Origin of the sequence: Thermocrinis sp., assembly GCF_036781485.1 — a bacterium.
In the GTDB taxonomy this organism is placed as follows: Bacteria; Aquificota; Aquificia; order Aquificales; family Aquificaceae; genus Thermocrinis.
Genome location: NZ_DAIQAX010000008.1, coordinates 44,733 through 60,583 on the forward strand (window position 1 = coordinate 44,733; position 15,851 = coordinate 60,583).

A 15,851-nucleotide genomic window follows, 5' to 3' on the forward strand; every position below is an offset into this window, starting at 1 on the left:
ACGTTGGGAAAATACAGGCGATTACGCAAACCCTTATAATAACTACTTATGAAGGCTATTATTTCCGTGTATTACAAAGAAGGAGTAGAGGAGTTAGCCTATGCCTTGAAAGAAGCTGGATATGAGCTTATATCTTCCGGAGGCACTTCTAATTACTTAAGAAAAAAGGGATTAGAAGTTGTAGAGGTGGAAAACATCACAAAGTTTCCGGAAATCTTTGACGGTAGAGTAAAAACGCTACATCCTGCCATACACGGCGGCATACTCATGAGGAATTGGGTAGAAAAGGATTTAGAAGAAGCCAAAAGGTTTGGAATAGAGCCTATAGATGTGGTAGTGGTAAATCTATATCCCCTTGAGGAAAAACTTTCCGAGGGGTTGGAAGAGAAGGAACTTATGGAGTTTATAGATATTGGTGGTCCAGCCCTTCTTAGGGCTTCTGCCAAGAATTTTTACAGGGTTTTGGTGGTATGTGATCCGAAGGATTACGGATGGGTTGCCCAAAAGTTGAAAGAAGGCAGCCTTACTCTGGAAGATAGAAAATACCTTGCGGTAAAGGCCTTTTCTTTGACTGCATACTACGACAGTTTAATCTCAAGGGCTCTCTCTGACCTTTTTGAAGTGGATAGAATATTTCCAAAGTTCGCCATTCCAGTTAAATCCCTTGGAGAGTTAAGATATGGAGAAAATCCACACCAAAGGGCTTGGCTTTTGGAGAATCCCTTAGAAGGTTTGGGCATAACTAAGGTCAAGATCCTTCACGGAAAGGAGATGTCCTATAACAACTATTTAGATGCGGACTCCGCTCTTAAGCTCGTGTCCCAGTTTCAGGAGCGAGCGTGCGTTATTGTAAAGCACAACAATCCTTGCGGAGTAGCCCTTGGCAAAAGTCCAGCGGAAGCCTTTCTGAAAGCCAAAGAAACTGACCCAGAATCAGCCTTTGGTGGTATAGTGGCTTTTAACCAGCCTGTAGATTTAGAAACTGCAGAGCTGCTAAAGGAGCTTTTCCTTGAGGTAGTCCTTGCAACTGATTATGAGGAAAAAGCGCTGGAAGTTCTAAAAACCAAGAAAAATCTAAGGATCATTCAATTTTTTGGCCTGTCTAACTACTGGGATATTAAAAAGGTCAGCGGTGGGTATTTACTTCAGGAAGAAGACACCGTAGATTATCAAAAGCTTGAAGTGGTAAGTCAAAGAAAGCCAACGCAGGAGGAAATGGAAGATATGCTTTTTGCTTTTAAGGTTTGTAAATACGCAAAGTCCAACGCCATAGTTATAGCAAAAGATGGCAGGACTCTGGGCATTGGCACGGGAAACACTTCAAGGGTTGATAGCTTAAGGTGTGCCATTCAAAAGGCTAAGAGGTTTGGCTTTGACCTTAAAGGTGCGGTGATGGCTTCGGAAGCTTTTTTGCCTTTTAGCGACAGCGTGGAGCTCTGCGCAGAGGTAGGCATATCCGCCATAATACAACCTGGTGGTTCTATAAGGGACAAAGAAGTAATACAGGCTTGTGATAGACATGGAATAGCTCTTATTTTTACTGGAACAAGACACTTTAGGCACTAACCAAGGAATACCAAAGCAAGAGCCCATCGTGATATCCTAAGATATCCTCGCAGGCTCTCTCTGGATGGGGCATAAGTCCAAAGACGTTAAACTCTCTGTTGCAGACCCCTGCTATGTTTCCTACAGAACCGTTGGGATTGGCCTCTTGACTTACTGTGCCATCTTCTTGGCAGTATCTAAAGAGCACCTGACCTTTCTTTTCCACTTCCCTTAGCTCTTCTTCTGGAAGGTAATACCTGCCTTCTGCGTGAGCTATTGGAAGTTTTATGATTTCTCCTTTTTCCAGCTTTTTAGTAAAAGGTGTAGAATTATTTTCCACTCTTAAAAACACGTCTTTGCAAACGAATCTTAAATTTTCGTTTTTTAGAAGAGCTCCCGGCAAAAGATGAAGCTCGGTTAAAATCTGAAAACCATTACAAATCCCAACCACGAACCCACCTTTTTGAGCAAAATCCACAATAGCCTTTGCCAAAGGGGTCTTGCTAGCCAGCGCACCAGCTCTTAGGTAGTCGCCAAAGGAAAAGCCACCGGGCAGAATCACACAATCCAAGTTTTCTATTCTTGTTTCTCTGTAGTCCAAAAATCTTACCTCAACCCCCACCACGTCCCTAAGCACGTAATAGGTGTCGTAGTCGCAGTTAGAACCGGGAAACACACAAACTCCAAACTTCATTCTATAACGTACTCCTCTATGAGGGGATTATAGAGAAACTTCTCCACAATCTCTTTAACCTGGGAAGCATCTTCCACATCCATCTCAATTATCTTACCAACCCTAACGTTCTTTACACTATAGCCGTTGTCTTCCAACACCTCTTTTACAGCTCTACCTTCTGGGTCCAAGAGCCCTTCCTTTGGAACGATCAAAACCCTAACTCTCATAGTCTGATATTATAAGCTCCACAAAAGCGAGATGGGCGAATTATATTTATTTCTTATGCTCTTAGAGTTAAAAGAAAAGCTGTATGAATTAAAACACAGGTTTGAGGACGTAAAGCTTAGTTTGGACCCAGGCACGCTTGAAAGGGAGCTGGAAGAAATTGACAAAGCTATGGCTTCTGCGGACTTTTGGAGTGATCCGGAAAGGGCAAAAAATCTAACACAAAGGAGAAAATGGTTAGAAGAAAACATAAGCACCCTCAAGGAAACAGAAAAAACTCTTAGGGACGTTGAAGAGTTTATAGAGATAACTTCGGAGGAAGAGCTTGACAGCTTGCAGGTTATAAAGGAAGAGCTACAAACTCTGGAGAAACTAATTGAGGCTATGGAGATTAAGGTCTTCCTTTCTGGGGAGATGGACGAAAAGAACGCCTACCTTACCGTGCAAGCTGGTGCAGGAGGAACGGAAGCGTGCGATTGGGCAGAGATGCTCTTTAGGATGTATAGAAGATGGGCAGAGAAAAAAGGATACGATATAGAGATCATAGACTATCAGCCTGACGATGTGGCTGGAATAAAGAGTGCCACCATGCTTATAAAGGGGCCTTACGCTTATGGATACTTGAAGGGAGAAAGTGGAGTTCACAGACTTGTGCGCATTTCTCCCTTTGACGCCAACGCCAGAAGGCACACATCCTTTGCTTCAGTGTCCGTAGTCCCTCAGATAGATGAGTCTATAAACATAGAGATAAGGGAAGAGGATCTGGAGATGGAAACTTTCAGAGCTAGTGGAGCAGGTGGCCAGTACGTAAATAAGACGGATACAGCAGTTAGAATAAGGCACAAACCCACTGGTATTGTGGTTTCCTGCCAACAGGAAAGATCTCAGTATCAAAACAGAATGAAGGCCTTGGAGCTTTTGAAGGCTAAACTCTATCAGTTGGAACTTCAAAAGTTGGAGGAAAAGAAGAAAGCTTTGGAAGGTGAAAAAACAGAAATAGGTTGGGGATACCAGATAAGGTCCTACGTGTTCCAACCTTACCAGATGGTAAAGGATCTGAGGACGGGCTTAGAAGTAGGCGACGTTCAAAGGGTAATGGACGGGGACATAGACCCGTTCATAGAAGAATACCTAAGGTGGAGGGCAAAACAATCCGCATCCATCAAGCAATAATATTGAAGCTTTTACTTGTAAGCTTTAGTTTTGGCACAGATGTTTGCATAAGCTTAAAAAACCCCTTTCCGGAACCATACTTGACTTACGCATTGAGAAATACTATAGAAAGGGTCTTTTTGCAGGCGGGAGTCAAACTGAGCTGTAAAGAGGACGCTCAAAAGGTGGAGGTGGATGTTTTAGAGCTAAAGGAAAATCCAGTGGGGTTTTCTCCTTTCCAAAGGGCGAACATTTATGAATTAGGTCTTTCCTTCAACCTAAGGTTTAAAGACGAAGAGAAGAACTACAGTTTAAGAGTTTCTCATTCTCTTCCCTCTGGTGCGGAGGGTGATCGGGGCAGGCGCTTTGCAATAGACGACGCTTTAAATATAATTTATCCTAAGCTTTTAGAAGACCTTATGAGGAGGTATAAGCATGCTGATAAATTTTGAAACAGGGAAAAGTGTGCAAGAGGTAAGACAGGCCTTAGAAGAAAAAGCCAAGGCAAAGGGCTTTGGCGTTATGTCTGTGCATGAAGTTTCTAACATTCTAAAAAACAAAGGCGTGCCTATAGACTACGAATGCGTAATAGTGGAGGTTTGCTCTCCAAAGCACGCAAGCCAAGTGCTGTCAAAGAACGCCTTCATATCCACCGCCATGCCCTGTAGAATTGCTATCTTTCAAAAGGAAGGCAAAACGGTGGTTAGCACCATGGCACCAACCCAAATGCTGGAGATGTTCCAAGAGCCTGACCTAAAACCCATGGCGGAGGAAGTGGAGAGGTTGATGAAGGAGATAATGGAAGAGTCCCTCTAATGAACGATAAGCACTTTATGGAGCTGGCCCTGAGGCTGGCTCAGGAGAGAAAGGGGCTAACTCATCCAAACCCTACTGTTGGATGCGTAATAGTCAAGGATGGACAAGTAGTAGCCAAAGCTAATCATGAAAAGGCTGGAATGCCCCATGCTGAGGCTAAGGCTCTTGCGATTGCAGGAGATTCTGCAAAAGGCTCTACTCTTTATGTTACCTTAGAGCCTTGCGTCCATTACGGACGCACCCCCCCCTGCACTGAGGCCATCATAAAAGCTGGAGTAAAAAGAGTAGTCATTGCTACCTTAGACCCAAACCCACTGGTTTCTGGAAAAGGAGTGGAACGCTTAAGGCAGGCGGGCATAGAGGTTAAGGTAGGTGTCTTGGAAGAACAAGCCAAAAGGATAAACGAAGACTTTTTTACCTACATCACCCAAAGAAGACCTTACATAACTTTGAAGTTTGCACAAAGCTTGGATGGCTCCTTAGCCACAAAGGACTACCAGAGCAAGTGGATAAGCTCAGAAGAAAGTAGGAAATACGCCCACAAACTACGAGCAGAAGCCTCGGCGGTGCTTGTTGGTATAAACACAGTCCTTAGGGACAATCCAAAGCTTACAGTCAGAGCCTTCCAGTGGGAGAAAAACCCAATAAGGATAGTGCTGGATCCAAAATTAAAGATCCCAATGGATTGCCACCTTGTAAAGGACAAAGAAGCAAAGACAATCATTATAACTGCTGTGGAAGACAAAGAAAAGATCCAAACCTTGGAAGAGGAAGGAGTGGAGGTCTTGCTGGCAGATTACGAAAACGGTATGCTAAACCTAAAAGAGCTTCTCAGAGAACTTTACTTTAAGGAAGTAATGCATCTGCTGGTGGAGGGGGGAGCAAAGACGCTTACCAGCTTTTTAAAGGAAAGACTCTTTGACAGGTTGTGCGTCTTTGTGGGACCCGTGATCCTTGGGGAGGGAGTAAGAATAGGGGACCTTGGTATAAGAAAGGTAGAGGATGGCATAAGGCTGAGGCTAAGAGAACTAAAGACCTTTCAACAAGACCTATTTTTGGAGTTTGTTAAAGAATGAACTTAGTCTTTATGGGCACACCTTCCTTTGCCCTGCCGAGCCTGAGAGAAGTTATCAAAAATTTTGGTGTAAAAGCCATCATAACTCAGCCAGACAGACCAGCTGGCAGAGGCCAAAAGCTCACACCACCACCCGTAAAGCTCTTTGCCATTGAAAATGGTATAGAGTGCTTACAGCCTCAAAGTAAAGCGGAGCTTTATAAGACCTTAGAAAGTCTAAAGCCCGATTGCGTAGTAGTTGTAGCTTATGGAAAAATACTAACAAAAGATATGCTAAGCATCCCAAAGTTTGGATGCATAAACCTTCATGCGTCTTTACTTCCAAAGTATAGGGGAGCCTCTCCTATCCAAAGAAGCCTTTTGGCTGGGGATAGATTTACTGGGAACTCTGTAATGCTCATGGACGAAGGGATGGACACAGGACCCATACTCTCAAGGCAGATAGTAAAGATAAACCAAGAGGACAACTATCAAACCCTTTCGGAAAAACTTTCTAAGATGGGAGCCTTTTTGCTAGTCGAAACTCTAAAGCTTTGGTTTAAAGGAGAAATCAAGCCAAAGCCTCAGAAAGGCAATCCTACTTACGCACCACCCATAACAAAAGAAGAGCTAAGAATTTGCTGGAAGGCACAAGCCCAAAGTGTGATAAACAGGGTAAGGGCATTCTTTCCAGAAGCTTACTGTTTAACTCCAAAGGGGGAGAGGTTAAAGATCCTAAGAGCCAAACTTGCGGAGGGTGTGGGAGAGGCAGGAGAAATAATAGACAAAAAAAGACTCGTGGTCGCCTGTGGAGAGGGTGCGGTGGAAATCTTAGATCTCATAAATCAAAAAGGTAAAAGGGTTTCTGGAGAAGAATTTATAAGAGGTTACAGGGAGGGTTTTCTCTTATAATTTAACCTAATGATAAACATAATAGAGCCGAGGTTTTTTGAAGAAGAAAAGCAGGCAATCATCCACATACTTGAAAGCCACAAGATAACAAGAGGTGAATGGACAAAGTTTTTTGAAGAGTCCTTTGCCAAGTATTTGGGTGTTAAACATGCCTTCACGGTTTGCTCTGGCACAGTGGCTCTATTCATAGCTCTAAAAGCCTTAAAAGTGGAAGGGGAAAGGGTAATAGTTCCAGCCATGAGCTTTATGGCGACCATAGACGCGGTTTATTTGGCAGGCGGTATTCCCGTAGTGGTGGATGTGGACGAGTATTACACAATGGACCCAAATCAGTTAGAGGACGCAGCAAAAAAATACAACCCAAAGGTAGTTATACCTGTCCATCTTTACGGCCAGCCCGCGGACATGCACGCCATAAACTATCTTTCTGAAAAGTATGGTTTTATTGTCCTTGAAGACGCTGCTCAAGCCCATGGGGCAGAATTTTTTGGAAAAAAGACCGGAAGCTTAGGACATTTATCTGCCTTTAGTTTCTATGCTTCAAAAAACGTCCCTATGGGAGAGGGAGGAGTTATAGCAACAGACGATGATAAGATCGCTAAGGAAGTAAAGAAGTGGATAGATTTTGGCGAGCATCCCGCTTTCAACGTCAGAATAACAGAATTTCAAGCTGCCATCGGTGCCATACAACTCAAGTACTTAGACGAAAGAAACAGAAGAAGAAGGGAGATAGCCAAAAGGTATTCAGAAAGTATAAACTCAAACTTTATACATCCATCGGAAAGGGAAGGTGCCTATCATGTATATCACCTTTATACTCTAAGGCACAAAGAGAGAAACAGGATAATATCTTTGCTTAAAGAAAACGGGATAGACGCAAGGGTGTATTATAGCTATCTTCTCAATGAGTTAAGAGGTGCGGAGCATCTTCCACTTACCAATGCAGAGCGGTTTAAAAAAGAAGTCTTTTCCATACCAGTCCATCCATACTTAACAGAAGAAGAGGTAGAGAAAATAATCCATAGCCTTAAGGCTGTTGAGGTGCTTGTTTAGTAAGCTCCGCACCTTTTATGTTAAGAATTACTATCTCCACTCTCCTGTTTTGAGCTCTACCCTCCGGTGTGGTGTTTGATGCTATAGGTCTTGTGTCCGCATAACCAGAAGCCTTCAACCTTTCCGGGGCTGTACCCTTGGCTATAAAGTATCTAACTATAGAAGAAGCCCTTGAAACCGATAACTCCCAGTTGGACGGAAATCTTTCTGTAGATATATGTATGCTATCTGTGTGACCTTCAACCTCCACTGGATTTGGTAGGTCTTTTATTATTTCGTAGATTTTATCCAGCACGGGATACATCTCTGGCCTTAGATCTGCACTCCCAGAATCAAATAGTATCTTCTCCTGTAGTATCAGCCTTATTCCTATTACCTCGTAAGCTACCTTAAGCTTACCCCCCAAACCCATGCGTTTTAACATTTCCTCAAGTTCTCTTATCTGTCTCTGTATCTTTTTACCTTTTTCGGTTGGTTCGCTTCTGGGCACCACGGGTTGGGGAAGTATCTGCTTGGGTAAAGTTTCTTGAAAAGGGACCAATCGCATACCAAAGACCCTTGCAAAAGCCTGTGCATATTCTAGTGCCGCTTGCTTCCCAGCTTGAGCCGCTGCAAATAAGGCTATGAACAGAGATAAAAGAAGGGTAAGAAAATCAGCGTAAGGAATAGCCCACCTTTCAGAAACTTCTTCAGGACACTTTTTCTTCCTTGCCACTACTTAACCTCCACAAAGGAGTTAAGCTTTTCTTCTATAAGCCTTGGGTTTTCTCCTTTAAGCATCATTCTACATGCATTAACGATCATGTACATTCTCATTAGTTCTTCTTTTGATTTGATCTTTATTTTTTTGGAGATTGGGCCAAAGATCAAATAGGAGAAAGTTATACCGTAGACAGTGGCTATAAAGGCTGCAGATATACCGACGGCTAACTCCTGTGCGTTATCTAAGCTCTTTAAAGCTTTCATAAGACCAAAGACTGCCCCCACAAGGCCAAAGGTAGGCGCGCTTTCTGCAGAATTTTTCCAATACTCAACCGCTATTTCGTAATCCTCTTCTTTTTTAGCTATTTCCGCTTCCAGACTTTCAACAAGAACGCCCTCTTCCACACCCAATACCATCAAGTCTATGGCCCTTTTTAAGAAAGGGTCTGTTATCTCTTCTGCTTTTGTTTCTAAAGATAGCATTCCTTCCTTCCTTACAAGATTGGCAAGCTCTACCAGTTGATTTTTAGTTTCTAAAAGCTCATTACCACCACCTTTAAAAGCCATCTTTAGCCCTTGTATTATCAGAGAAAATTTAGAAATAGGTACTGTTACCAGACTGGCAAAAAGGGTAGTTAGCACAACTATCACAAAGGCAGCAGGTTGTATAAGAAACAGTATGCTTGCACCCTTAAGAACTGCACCTGTTAGAAGGGCTACCAAACCACCTACTATTCCTACTACAGTAAGTAAGTCCATAACTAAGAATAGTATATCGTCTAATATGCAAACTTTTTTTAGTAAACTAAAAAACTCATTCTAGGCTGATTTCTGTTAAACTTTTTAAAGATGTATTCTTACATCCATAAAAACAAAAAGTTTGTGGCAAGTGTAATCGGTTTAGTTTCCATAGCCTTTCTGTTATGGTTATTCTTGACAGGAGACGTAGCTAACATTTTCAGAATTGGTCATAGATGTGTGGCTGAGGTAGATGGTTCTTGTATTACCCTAAGGGATTACAGAAGAGAGCTTTTAAGATACGGTGATTTTCTGCAAAACAAGGATATGGAAAAGATCATAAAGGACCAAGTGTTAGAAAGCTTGATAGTTCAGGAGATTCTTTACAAGAAGGCTAAAGAGTTAGGTTTTGTGGCAAGCGATCAAGAGGTTGTAGAAGTCATAAAGTCTGACCCAAGCTTTCAGGAAAATGGCGTCTTTAGTACTTCAAAATACAAGGCAAGCCTCTCCAGACTTGGCTTAGAGCCTGTGGAATACGAAGAATACATAAGGAAACTGCTTAGCATACAAAAACTTTTAACTTTGGTAGGAAACGGTGCATACCTAACCCCTAAGGAAGAGGACATAAATCTTTTGCCCCAAAGCATCAACATAAGCGGTAAGCTCTACCTTGTAACCCCAGACAGACTTCAGGTAGAGATTAAGCAAGAAGAAATCCTTGATTTTTATGCAAAAAATAAGGAAATGTTTAAAAAGGAACCAAGTAAGGTTATAAGAATTTGGAAGGAGAAGGAAAAACAAAAGGCAAGCGAGATTTACCAAGCCTTAAAGGATGGGAAAGAAGTGGGAAACTTCCAAGAGATTGTCCTTCCTCAAAAAAGGGAAGAGCTGCCCGCAGAGCTTAGGGAGGAAATAGATAAACTTAGCCAGAATAACAGACTTGGCATAACAAAGGTTGGAAACGATTACGTGGTGATCTTTCTTGCCAAAGAAGAACGCGGACAATACAAGAGTTTAGAAGAGGCAAAAGGGGAAATAGAAAACATCCTAAAAGAAAGCAAAGCCTCTGAGCAAATAAAGCCTATTGCAGAAAAGCTAAAGGAGGATTTAAAGCAAAACAGAGTGGTTTCTTACAGATACATTGAATTTTCCCAAACACCCGCTTTTCAACTTATGTCAGTATTGAGACTGGACGAAAACGAGCTGTTTAATATCTTACTATCTGATGAGAAGGTATTCGGTCCTTATCCTTTGCTAAAAGGATATGGAGTTTTAGAAGTTGAAAGAAGGGATAAAAAAGAGCTAAGCGAACAGGAAAGAAAAAGTTTAATCGCAGATATCCTTTCCCTGAAAAGAAATGCTACGATAAACTACTACGTCCAAAGCTTGAGGGAAAGGGCTAAGGTAAAGATAAACAAAGAACTTATAGGAGGTTGAGTATGGAGAAAAAGTGGAGAACCGGTATAACCCAACACGTGGGGCACGAAACCTACATAAGGGGCTATAGGCTTTTGGACATCGTGGGAAACCTCAGCTTTGCTCAGGCTATTTACTTAATACTCAAAGGTGAACTACCAAACGAAAAAGAATCTAAGATGATGGAGGCTATGCTGGTATCTGTCATAGACCACGGCATAGCTCCCCCTTCCGCTATTGCTGCGAGGGCAGTAGCTTCTGGTGGAAATTCTCTGAACGTAGGAGTGGCTGCTGGAGTGCTTGCCTTTGGCAGTGCCCACGGCGGTGCATTGGAAGATGCTATGAAGTTCATACAGGAAGGTGTAAAAGGCAATAAAACGGTGGAAGAGATAGTAAAGGAATACTTGGAAAGCAAAAAGCCCATACCGGGATACGGACACAGATATTACAAGGAGTTTGACCCTAGAACCAAAAGGCTTATGGACATTGCAAAAGACCTTGGCTTTTATGGACCTCACTGCAAGTTTGCAGAAGAAGTGGCGGACGAAATTGAAAGGCAAAAGGGAAAGAGGTTGGTATTGAACGTAGACGGTGCTATAGCGGCGATAGCTTCGGAGATGGGCTTTGACTGGAGGCTTGGAAAGGGCTTTTTCATAATAGGTAGAGTTCCTGGCTTGGTAGCTCACGTGTATGAAGAGCTAACTACTGAAAAACCCTTTTCAAAGAGACTGGACGAAGAAAAGGAAGTAGAATACACTGGATTGCCACCAAGAGAGCTACCAACTGAATTTAAAAAGGTATAAAATAGAAATAAATCTCAAAGAGGAGGTAATATCATGGCAGTGCATAAACTTCAGCCTAAGGACCATCTAAAACCCTCTAACCTAAAGGGTATATCCAACGATCAGGTAGAGCCACACTTTGAAGCGCACTACAAGGGGTATGTTACCAAATACAACGAGATACAGGAGAAGCTAGCAGACCTTAATTTTTCGGATAGGTCAAAGGCTAATCAGAACTACTCTGAGTTTAGAGAACTAAAAGTAGAAGAGACATTCAACTACATGGGCGTGGTCCTTCACGAGCTTTACTTTGGGCATTTGGGAGCCAAAGGTGAGCCTTCGGAAGCCTTTAAGAAAAAGGTGGAAGAGGACTTTGGTTCTTGGGATGCCTGTGTTCAGGAACTAAAGGCTACTGGTATAGCCTTCAGAGGATGGGCAGTGCTTGGTTTGGACATCTTTTCGGGAAGACTTGTGATAAATGGCTTGGATGCCCACAACGTGTATAACTACACGGGGCTAATACCTTTGATAGTCTTGGACACTTACGAGCATGCTTACTATGTTGATTACAAGAACAAAAGACCACCATACATAGATGCCTTCTTGGAAAACATAAACTGGGATGTGGTGAACGAAAGGTTTGAAAAAGCAATGAAAGCTTACGAAGCACTAAAGGACTTTATAAAGTAAAATATCTTTCCGGGGGCTTTTGCCCCCACATTATGAAGATACTTCTAACAGGTGAGCCCGGCATAGGAAAGACCACGCTTATAAAAAAACTGCTTCAGAAACTCGGAAAGAAAGCGAGAGGATTTTGGACGGAAGAGATAAGGGACAAAAATACTAAAAAGAGAATAGGCTTTAAGGTTATAAATACTGAAGGGCAGGAAACGGTTTTCGCCAGCAAGTATTTCACTTCTAAGCACTTAGTGGGTTCTTACGGTGTCAATGTCTCCAGGTTTGACTCAGTGGCCATTCCTATATTGGAGAAAGCTATAAGAGAGAAAGACGTTTATATAGTGATAGATGAAGTGGGTAAGATGGAGCTCTTTTCCCAACAATTTAGAGAGCTTGTTAGAGAAATATTCTTTAATCCAAAGTATAAGGTTATAGCCACCATCCCAATAAGAGACGTGCATCCGTTGGTCAAAGAGATAAGAAAACTGCCGGGAGCGGTTCTTTTGGAAGTTAATAAAGAAAACAGAGACTTTTTAGCTGAGGAAGTTATAAAACTGCTAAACGCAAATGGTTTATAATCTTCACTATATGTATCCTATAACGGAAAAGCAAGTCCTAAGGGAAGATTACCTTCTAATAAAGGTAAGAGCAAATCATCTCAAGGGTGCTAAAGCGGGACAGTATGCGCTCATTCAGTATAAAGAGCTTTCGGAACCTTTACCTCTTTCCATATTGGACGTAGAGGGGGAGGAAGCTATCTTTTTGGTAAAAACTGTAGGAAGGTCAACCTTAGAGCTGAAGGAAGAGGCGGAAAGCCTTTTTTACGTTGCAGGACCTCTTGGAGTCCCCTTTCCTGTAAAGCACTACGGAAAGGTAGTTTTCATTACGAAAGATTGGGGTGTTTCTCCTGCCTTCAATTTAGCAAAGCATTTAAAGGGAGAAAACAATCGGCTTGAACTTTACCACATATCAGAGGATGGCTTTTTGCCCCTGAAGGAAAGGTTGGAGTCTGTGTTTGATAAGGTAGAGATTTGGGAAAGGATAGGACAGATAGATGCAGACCTTCTGGTCTCTGCAGGAAGCAATAAACTTTCAAGAGAGGTCCAACTTCTTAATCAAGGAACACAGCACATAGCCATGGTAAATGCGCATATACTAGACGGAGTTGGTCTTTGTTTAGTCTGTAGGGTGCTGGTAGATGGTCAGGTAAAGCTTGCATGCACCGATGGTCCTTGGTTTTTTGCAAACAAAGTGGATTGGGATAACTTGATAAGCAGAGAAGATTTATTTTTAGAGCAAGAAAAATTAGCCTTGGAAGAATACAAAAAAATCTTAAGAAGGAAAGAGCTAAGAAAAACTTCTGCGGAGGTGTAAGGTATGTTTGAGTTCTCTCAGAGAATAGCCCAGCTTCCACCCTACCTTTTTGCTCAAATAGACAAAAAGAAGCGGGAAAAGATAGCTCAAGGTGCGGACGTGATAGACTTAGGAGTAGGGGACCCAGACATTCCCACACCCAAACCCATTGTGGAAGCTATGAAAAGGGCAGTAGAAAAACCAGAAAACCATAGGTATCCTTCCTACGAGGGTATGCTTTCTTTCCGTCAGGCGGTGGCCGATTGGTACAAAAGAAGGTTTGGAGTTGATCTGGATCCACAGAGGGAAGTAATAACCCTTATAGGTTCAAAGGAAGGTATAGCCCACTTTCCCTTAGCTTTCATAAACCCAGGAGATGTGGTACTTTGTCCGGATCCAGCCTATCCCGTTTATAAAATAGGCACGCTTTTTGCGGGTGGTGAGCCTTACATACTACCCTTAAAAGAAGAAAACAATTTTCTGCCGGACTTTAGAGGCGTGCCAAAAGATGTTCTCAAAAGGGCTAAGATCATATGGGTAAATTACCCCAACAACCCAACCTCTGCAAAGGCCACAAAGGAGTTTTACAAAGAGCTAATAGAGTGGGCTAAGGAAAATAACATAATAGTTGCCTCCGACTTAGCCTATTCGGAGATTTACTTTGGTGAAGAAAGACCTCCATCCATACTGGAAATAGAAGGAGCTAAGGATGTGGCTATAGAGTTCCATTCCCTTTCAAAGACTTACAACATGACCGGATGGCGTATTGGTATGGCAGTTGGGAATGAAAAGCTGATAGCAGGCTTGGGTAAGGTAAAGACCAACGTAGATTCTGGGCAGTTTCAAGCTATACAGGAAGCAGGCATTGCCGCACTGAACCTACCAGAACAGGAAGTGCAAAACATCAGAGAAATCTACAGAGAAAGAAGGAAGGTTATGATGGAAGCGCTCGGGCGAGCAGGTCTTGAGGTCTATCCTTCCGATGCTACCTTCTACCTTTGGGTGAAAGTTCCAAAGGGTTATAGCTCTGCTCAGTTTGTGGAGCGCCTGCTAGAAGAGTGCGCCATAGTTTGCACACCGGGCAACGGTTTTGGAGAACACGGGGAAGGCTACTTTAGAATATCCCTAACCGTCAGCACAGAAAGGCTATTGGAAGCTTCAGAGAGGATAAAAGAGCTTAAGTTGTGATGAAGGAAACAGAGCTTTCAGAAATTGCTACCCATGTACCAACCATAGAGTATGACTTTTCCGTAAAGGAAGCTCTTAAGGTTTTTGATGAATACGGTATATACGACATACTGGTGGTAGTTAAAGACAAAAAGCCCATAGGTGTGGTTTCAAAAAAGGAACTTTTAATGGCTCAGCATAGATCTGACCTAAGGGTTGGAGACATAGCTTACTCCTTGCCTAAGGTTAAAAGCTTTAGGTCCTCTTTGGACAAGCTGGGGGGTCTGTTTGACTTTTTTACCTTTAGCAAAAAACCGCTTGTGGTGGTAAATAAGGATGGAACTTACGCAGGTCTTATCTTTTACCATGTGCTTTTGCACTACTTTAGCAACGTCAAAGAAACAGTGTATCCTATCTTCCAAAAGCTAAGAAAATACTTGGGTGAAGGGGGCTATTTCTACAGCTTCCAACTAAAGGAAGCCAAGAGGTTCAAAGAACAGATGGGCACCGCAAGGTTAGAAAGTCTTTACAAACTTCTTTTGGAAAACGTAAAGGACCAGATTGAGGAGGGAGATGCCTTTCTTTCAATAGAGGAAGGAGAGGTTTATGCCCTTTCTCACACGCGCGTAGAAGAAAACAGGATCAAGCTAATCATGGAGGAGTTTCACAAAGAATTTTCTCTTCTTTATGCGGAAGCTAAACCCGTGCATATACTTGGCTTTTGTGTGGAGCTAAAAAACGTGAAAAACTACGAGGAACTTTTTAGCGTGATTGCCGAACTCAAGGGAAGGTTAAGGTCCGTATCGGACATTTCCTTTTTCATATACCATGGCATACAACCATCCGTTGTAGTTTGCGAATACAGAGGTAAGGAGTATATAAACAGGGTGGTGGAGAAAATAAAACATGACTTTTCCCAGATCATCTGGAAGATAAGGCACACTGAAAAGGAGATGTGGGAATACACCCTCTACGAGATGTTTAAAACCTATCCCTACTTTGAAATCTTTTACATCATCAGCGAAATGGGTATACAAATATCCAACAACGTCATAAATCCAAGAATAAAGTATCCTGTAAAGACGGGTAGAAAAGGGGCAGATAGGACAGAAAAACCTTACTACAAACTGGCAAAAGAAGGCGAAATATACATATCTGACATATACATATCCCAGGCTACTGACGACTTTTGTATAACGCTTTCCTCCAAATTCAGATATGGAGACAAAGCATACATACTTGCGGGGGACATAAACTACACAGAAGTGCACAAGCTTGTAAAGAGCTATTCTGCAGGATAAATTTTTACTGAGGAGGTATTTCTATGGCAAGACTTGTAGTATTTACAGAGAACGGCCCTTATAAGTTAGAAGTTGGAGAAGAGACGTATTACATATGCATGTGCGGTCTTTCCAACAAAAAAACCTTTCTGCGACGGCTCGCAAGCGGAAGGGTAGAAGTGCAAATTTAAGAAAACAAGGAAAGAAGCCTAAGATGCTCCAAAAAACAAACTGGAAAGAGCTTTATGAAAAAGACTTTTACCTTTGGGTTATGGAAAACCTAAGGCTTTTGAAGGAGAGGC

Annotated in this window: 19 protein-coding genes; 15 read left to right on the forward strand and 4 right to left on the reverse strand. The window is 42.3% G+C overall.

What is annotated here, in order from left to right:
- Positions 1–48 precede the first annotated feature (48 nt).
- Positions 49–1,566, forward strand: a complete 1,518-nt coding sequence (gene purH / locus V7P40_RS05675) for a bifunctional phosphoribosylaminoimidazolecarboxamide formyltransferase/IMP cyclohydrolase (RefSeq protein ID WP_333785005.1) — start codon at positions 49–51, stop codon at positions 1,564–1,566.
- Here purH and purQ read toward each other — a convergent pair.
- Complete coding sequence (gene purQ, locus V7P40_RS05680) at positions 1,556–2,239, reverse strand: phosphoribosylformylglycinamidine synthase I (protein ID WP_333785006.1); 684 nt, start codon at positions 2,237–2,239, stop codon at positions 1,556–1,558. The two genes, purH and purQ, sit on opposite strands and share 11 nt — an antisense overlap.
- Positions 2,236–2,448 carry a phosphoribosylformylglycinamidine synthase subunit PurS gene (gene purS, locus V7P40_RS05685; RefSeq protein ID WP_333785007.1) on the reverse strand — a complete coding sequence of 71 codons (213 nt, stop codon included), beginning with the start codon at positions 2,446–2,448 and terminating at the stop codon, positions 2,236–2,238. The genes purQ and purS overlap by 4 nt, the downstream gene beginning before the upstream one ends.
- Before the next feature lie 55 nt (positions 2,449–2,503).
- On the opposite strand from purS, the gene prfB reads away from it, so the two are divergent.
- Genes prfB through V7P40_RS05715 form a run of 6 tightly spaced genes read left to right on the forward strand, consistent with a single transcriptional unit; the run spans position 2,504 to position 7,433 of the window.
- Positions 2,504–3,619: a peptide chain release factor 2 gene (gene prfB, locus V7P40_RS05690; RefSeq protein ID WP_333785008.1), complete on the forward strand. Its 1,116-nt coding sequence runs from the start codon at positions 2,504–2,506 to the stop codon at positions 3,617–3,619.
- 2 nt (positions 3,620–3,621) lie between these two features.
- A complete protein-coding gene (locus V7P40_RS05695) occupies positions 3,622–4,050 on the forward strand; it encodes a hypothetical protein (RefSeq protein ID WP_333785009.1) in 429 nt (142 codons plus the stop codon).
- The gene (locus tag V7P40_RS05700; protein WP_333785010.1) at positions 4,034–4,414 is read left to right on the forward strand and encodes a DUF302 domain-containing protein; all 381 of its coding nucleotides are present in this window, start codon (positions 4,034–4,036) and stop codon (positions 4,412–4,414) included. Before V7P40_RS05695 ends, V7P40_RS05700 begins: the two co-directional genes overlap by 17 nt.
- Positions 4,414–5,490, forward strand: coding sequence for a bifunctional diaminohydroxyphosphoribosylaminopyrimidine deaminase/5-amino-6-(5-phosphoribosylamino)uracil reductase RibD (gene ribD / locus V7P40_RS05705; RefSeq protein WP_333785011.1), 1,077 nt, complete (start codon positions 4,414–4,416; stop codon positions 5,488–5,490). Before V7P40_RS05700 ends, ribD begins: the two co-directional genes overlap by 1 nt.
- A complete protein-coding gene (fmt, locus tag V7P40_RS05710) occupies positions 5,487–6,380 on the forward strand; it encodes a methionyl-tRNA formyltransferase (RefSeq protein ID WP_333785012.1) in 894 nt (297 codons plus the stop codon). The genes ribD and fmt overlap by 4 nt, the downstream gene beginning before the upstream one ends.
- A 9-nt stretch (positions 6,381–6,389) precedes the next feature.
- Positions 6,390–7,433, forward strand: coding sequence for a DegT/DnrJ/EryC1/StrS family aminotransferase (locus tag V7P40_RS05715; RefSeq protein ID WP_333785013.1), 1,044 nt, complete (start codon positions 6,390–6,392; stop codon positions 7,431–7,433).
- Here the strand turns inward: V7P40_RS05715 and V7P40_RS05720 are convergent.
- Together V7P40_RS05720 and V7P40_RS05725 are read right to left on the reverse strand one after the other, a co-directional pair.
- Positions 7,408–8,148, reverse strand: a complete 741-nt coding sequence (locus V7P40_RS05720; protein WP_333785014.1) for an OmpA family protein — start codon at positions 8,146–8,148, stop codon at positions 7,408–7,410. The genes V7P40_RS05715 and V7P40_RS05720 overlap by 26 nt on opposite strands.
- The gene (locus tag V7P40_RS05725) at positions 8,148–8,894 is read right to left on the reverse strand and encodes a MotA/TolQ/ExbB proton channel family protein (RefSeq protein ID WP_333785015.1); all 747 of its coding nucleotides are present in this window, start codon (positions 8,892–8,894) and stop codon (positions 8,148–8,150) included. Before V7P40_RS05725 ends, V7P40_RS05720 begins: the two co-directional genes overlap by 1 nt.
- A 90-nt stretch (positions 8,895–8,984) precedes the next feature.
- Here V7P40_RS05725 and V7P40_RS05730 point away from each other — a divergent pair, with 90 nt between their 5' ends.
- From V7P40_RS05730 to V7P40_RS05765, 8 genes are read left to right on the forward strand one after another with little or no spacing between them, the layout of a single operon-like run.
- The gene (locus V7P40_RS05730; RefSeq protein WP_333785016.1) at positions 8,985–10,310 is read left to right on the forward strand and encodes a peptidylprolyl isomerase; all 1,326 of its coding nucleotides are present in this window, start codon (positions 8,985–8,987) and stop codon (positions 10,308–10,310) included.
- A 2-nt stretch (positions 10,311–10,312) separates the two neighbouring features.
- The gene (locus V7P40_RS05735; RefSeq protein ID WP_333785017.1) at positions 10,313–11,092 is read left to right on the forward strand and encodes a citryl-CoA lyase; all 780 of its coding nucleotides are present in this window, start codon (positions 10,313–10,315) and stop codon (positions 11,090–11,092) included.
- Positions 11,093–11,125: 33 nt separating this feature from the next.
- Entirely contained in the window at positions 11,126–11,761 is a 636-nt protein-coding gene (locus V7P40_RS05740; RefSeq protein WP_333785018.1) for a superoxide dismutase, read from the forward strand.
- 32 nt (positions 11,762–11,793) lie between these two features.
- Positions 11,794–12,327, forward strand: coding sequence for an NTPase (locus V7P40_RS05745; RefSeq protein ID WP_333785019.1), 534 nt, complete (start codon positions 11,794–11,796; stop codon positions 12,325–12,327).
- A 10-nt stretch (positions 12,328–12,337) separates the two neighbouring features.
- Positions 12,338–13,123 carry an oxidoreductase gene (locus tag V7P40_RS05750; RefSeq protein ID WP_333785020.1) on the forward strand — a complete coding sequence of 262 codons (786 nt, stop codon included), beginning with the start codon at positions 12,338–12,340 and terminating at the stop codon, positions 13,121–13,123.
- A 3-nt stretch (positions 13,124–13,126) separates the two neighbouring features.
- Positions 13,127–14,290: an LL-diaminopimelate aminotransferase gene (locus tag V7P40_RS05755; protein WP_333785021.1), complete on the forward strand. Its 1,164-nt coding sequence runs from the start codon at positions 13,127–13,129 to the stop codon at positions 14,288–14,290.
- A complete protein-coding gene (locus V7P40_RS05760) occupies positions 14,290–15,570 on the forward strand; it encodes a CBS domain-containing protein (RefSeq protein WP_333785028.1) in 1,281 nt (426 codons plus the stop codon). Before V7P40_RS05755 ends, V7P40_RS05760 begins: the two co-directional genes overlap by 1 nt.
- 23 nt (positions 15,571–15,593) lie before the next feature.
- Complete coding sequence (locus V7P40_RS05765; protein ID WP_333785022.1) at positions 15,594–15,740, forward strand: hypothetical protein; 147 nt, start codon at positions 15,594–15,596, stop codon at positions 15,738–15,740.
- Positions 15,741–15,851: the final 111 nt, after the last annotated feature.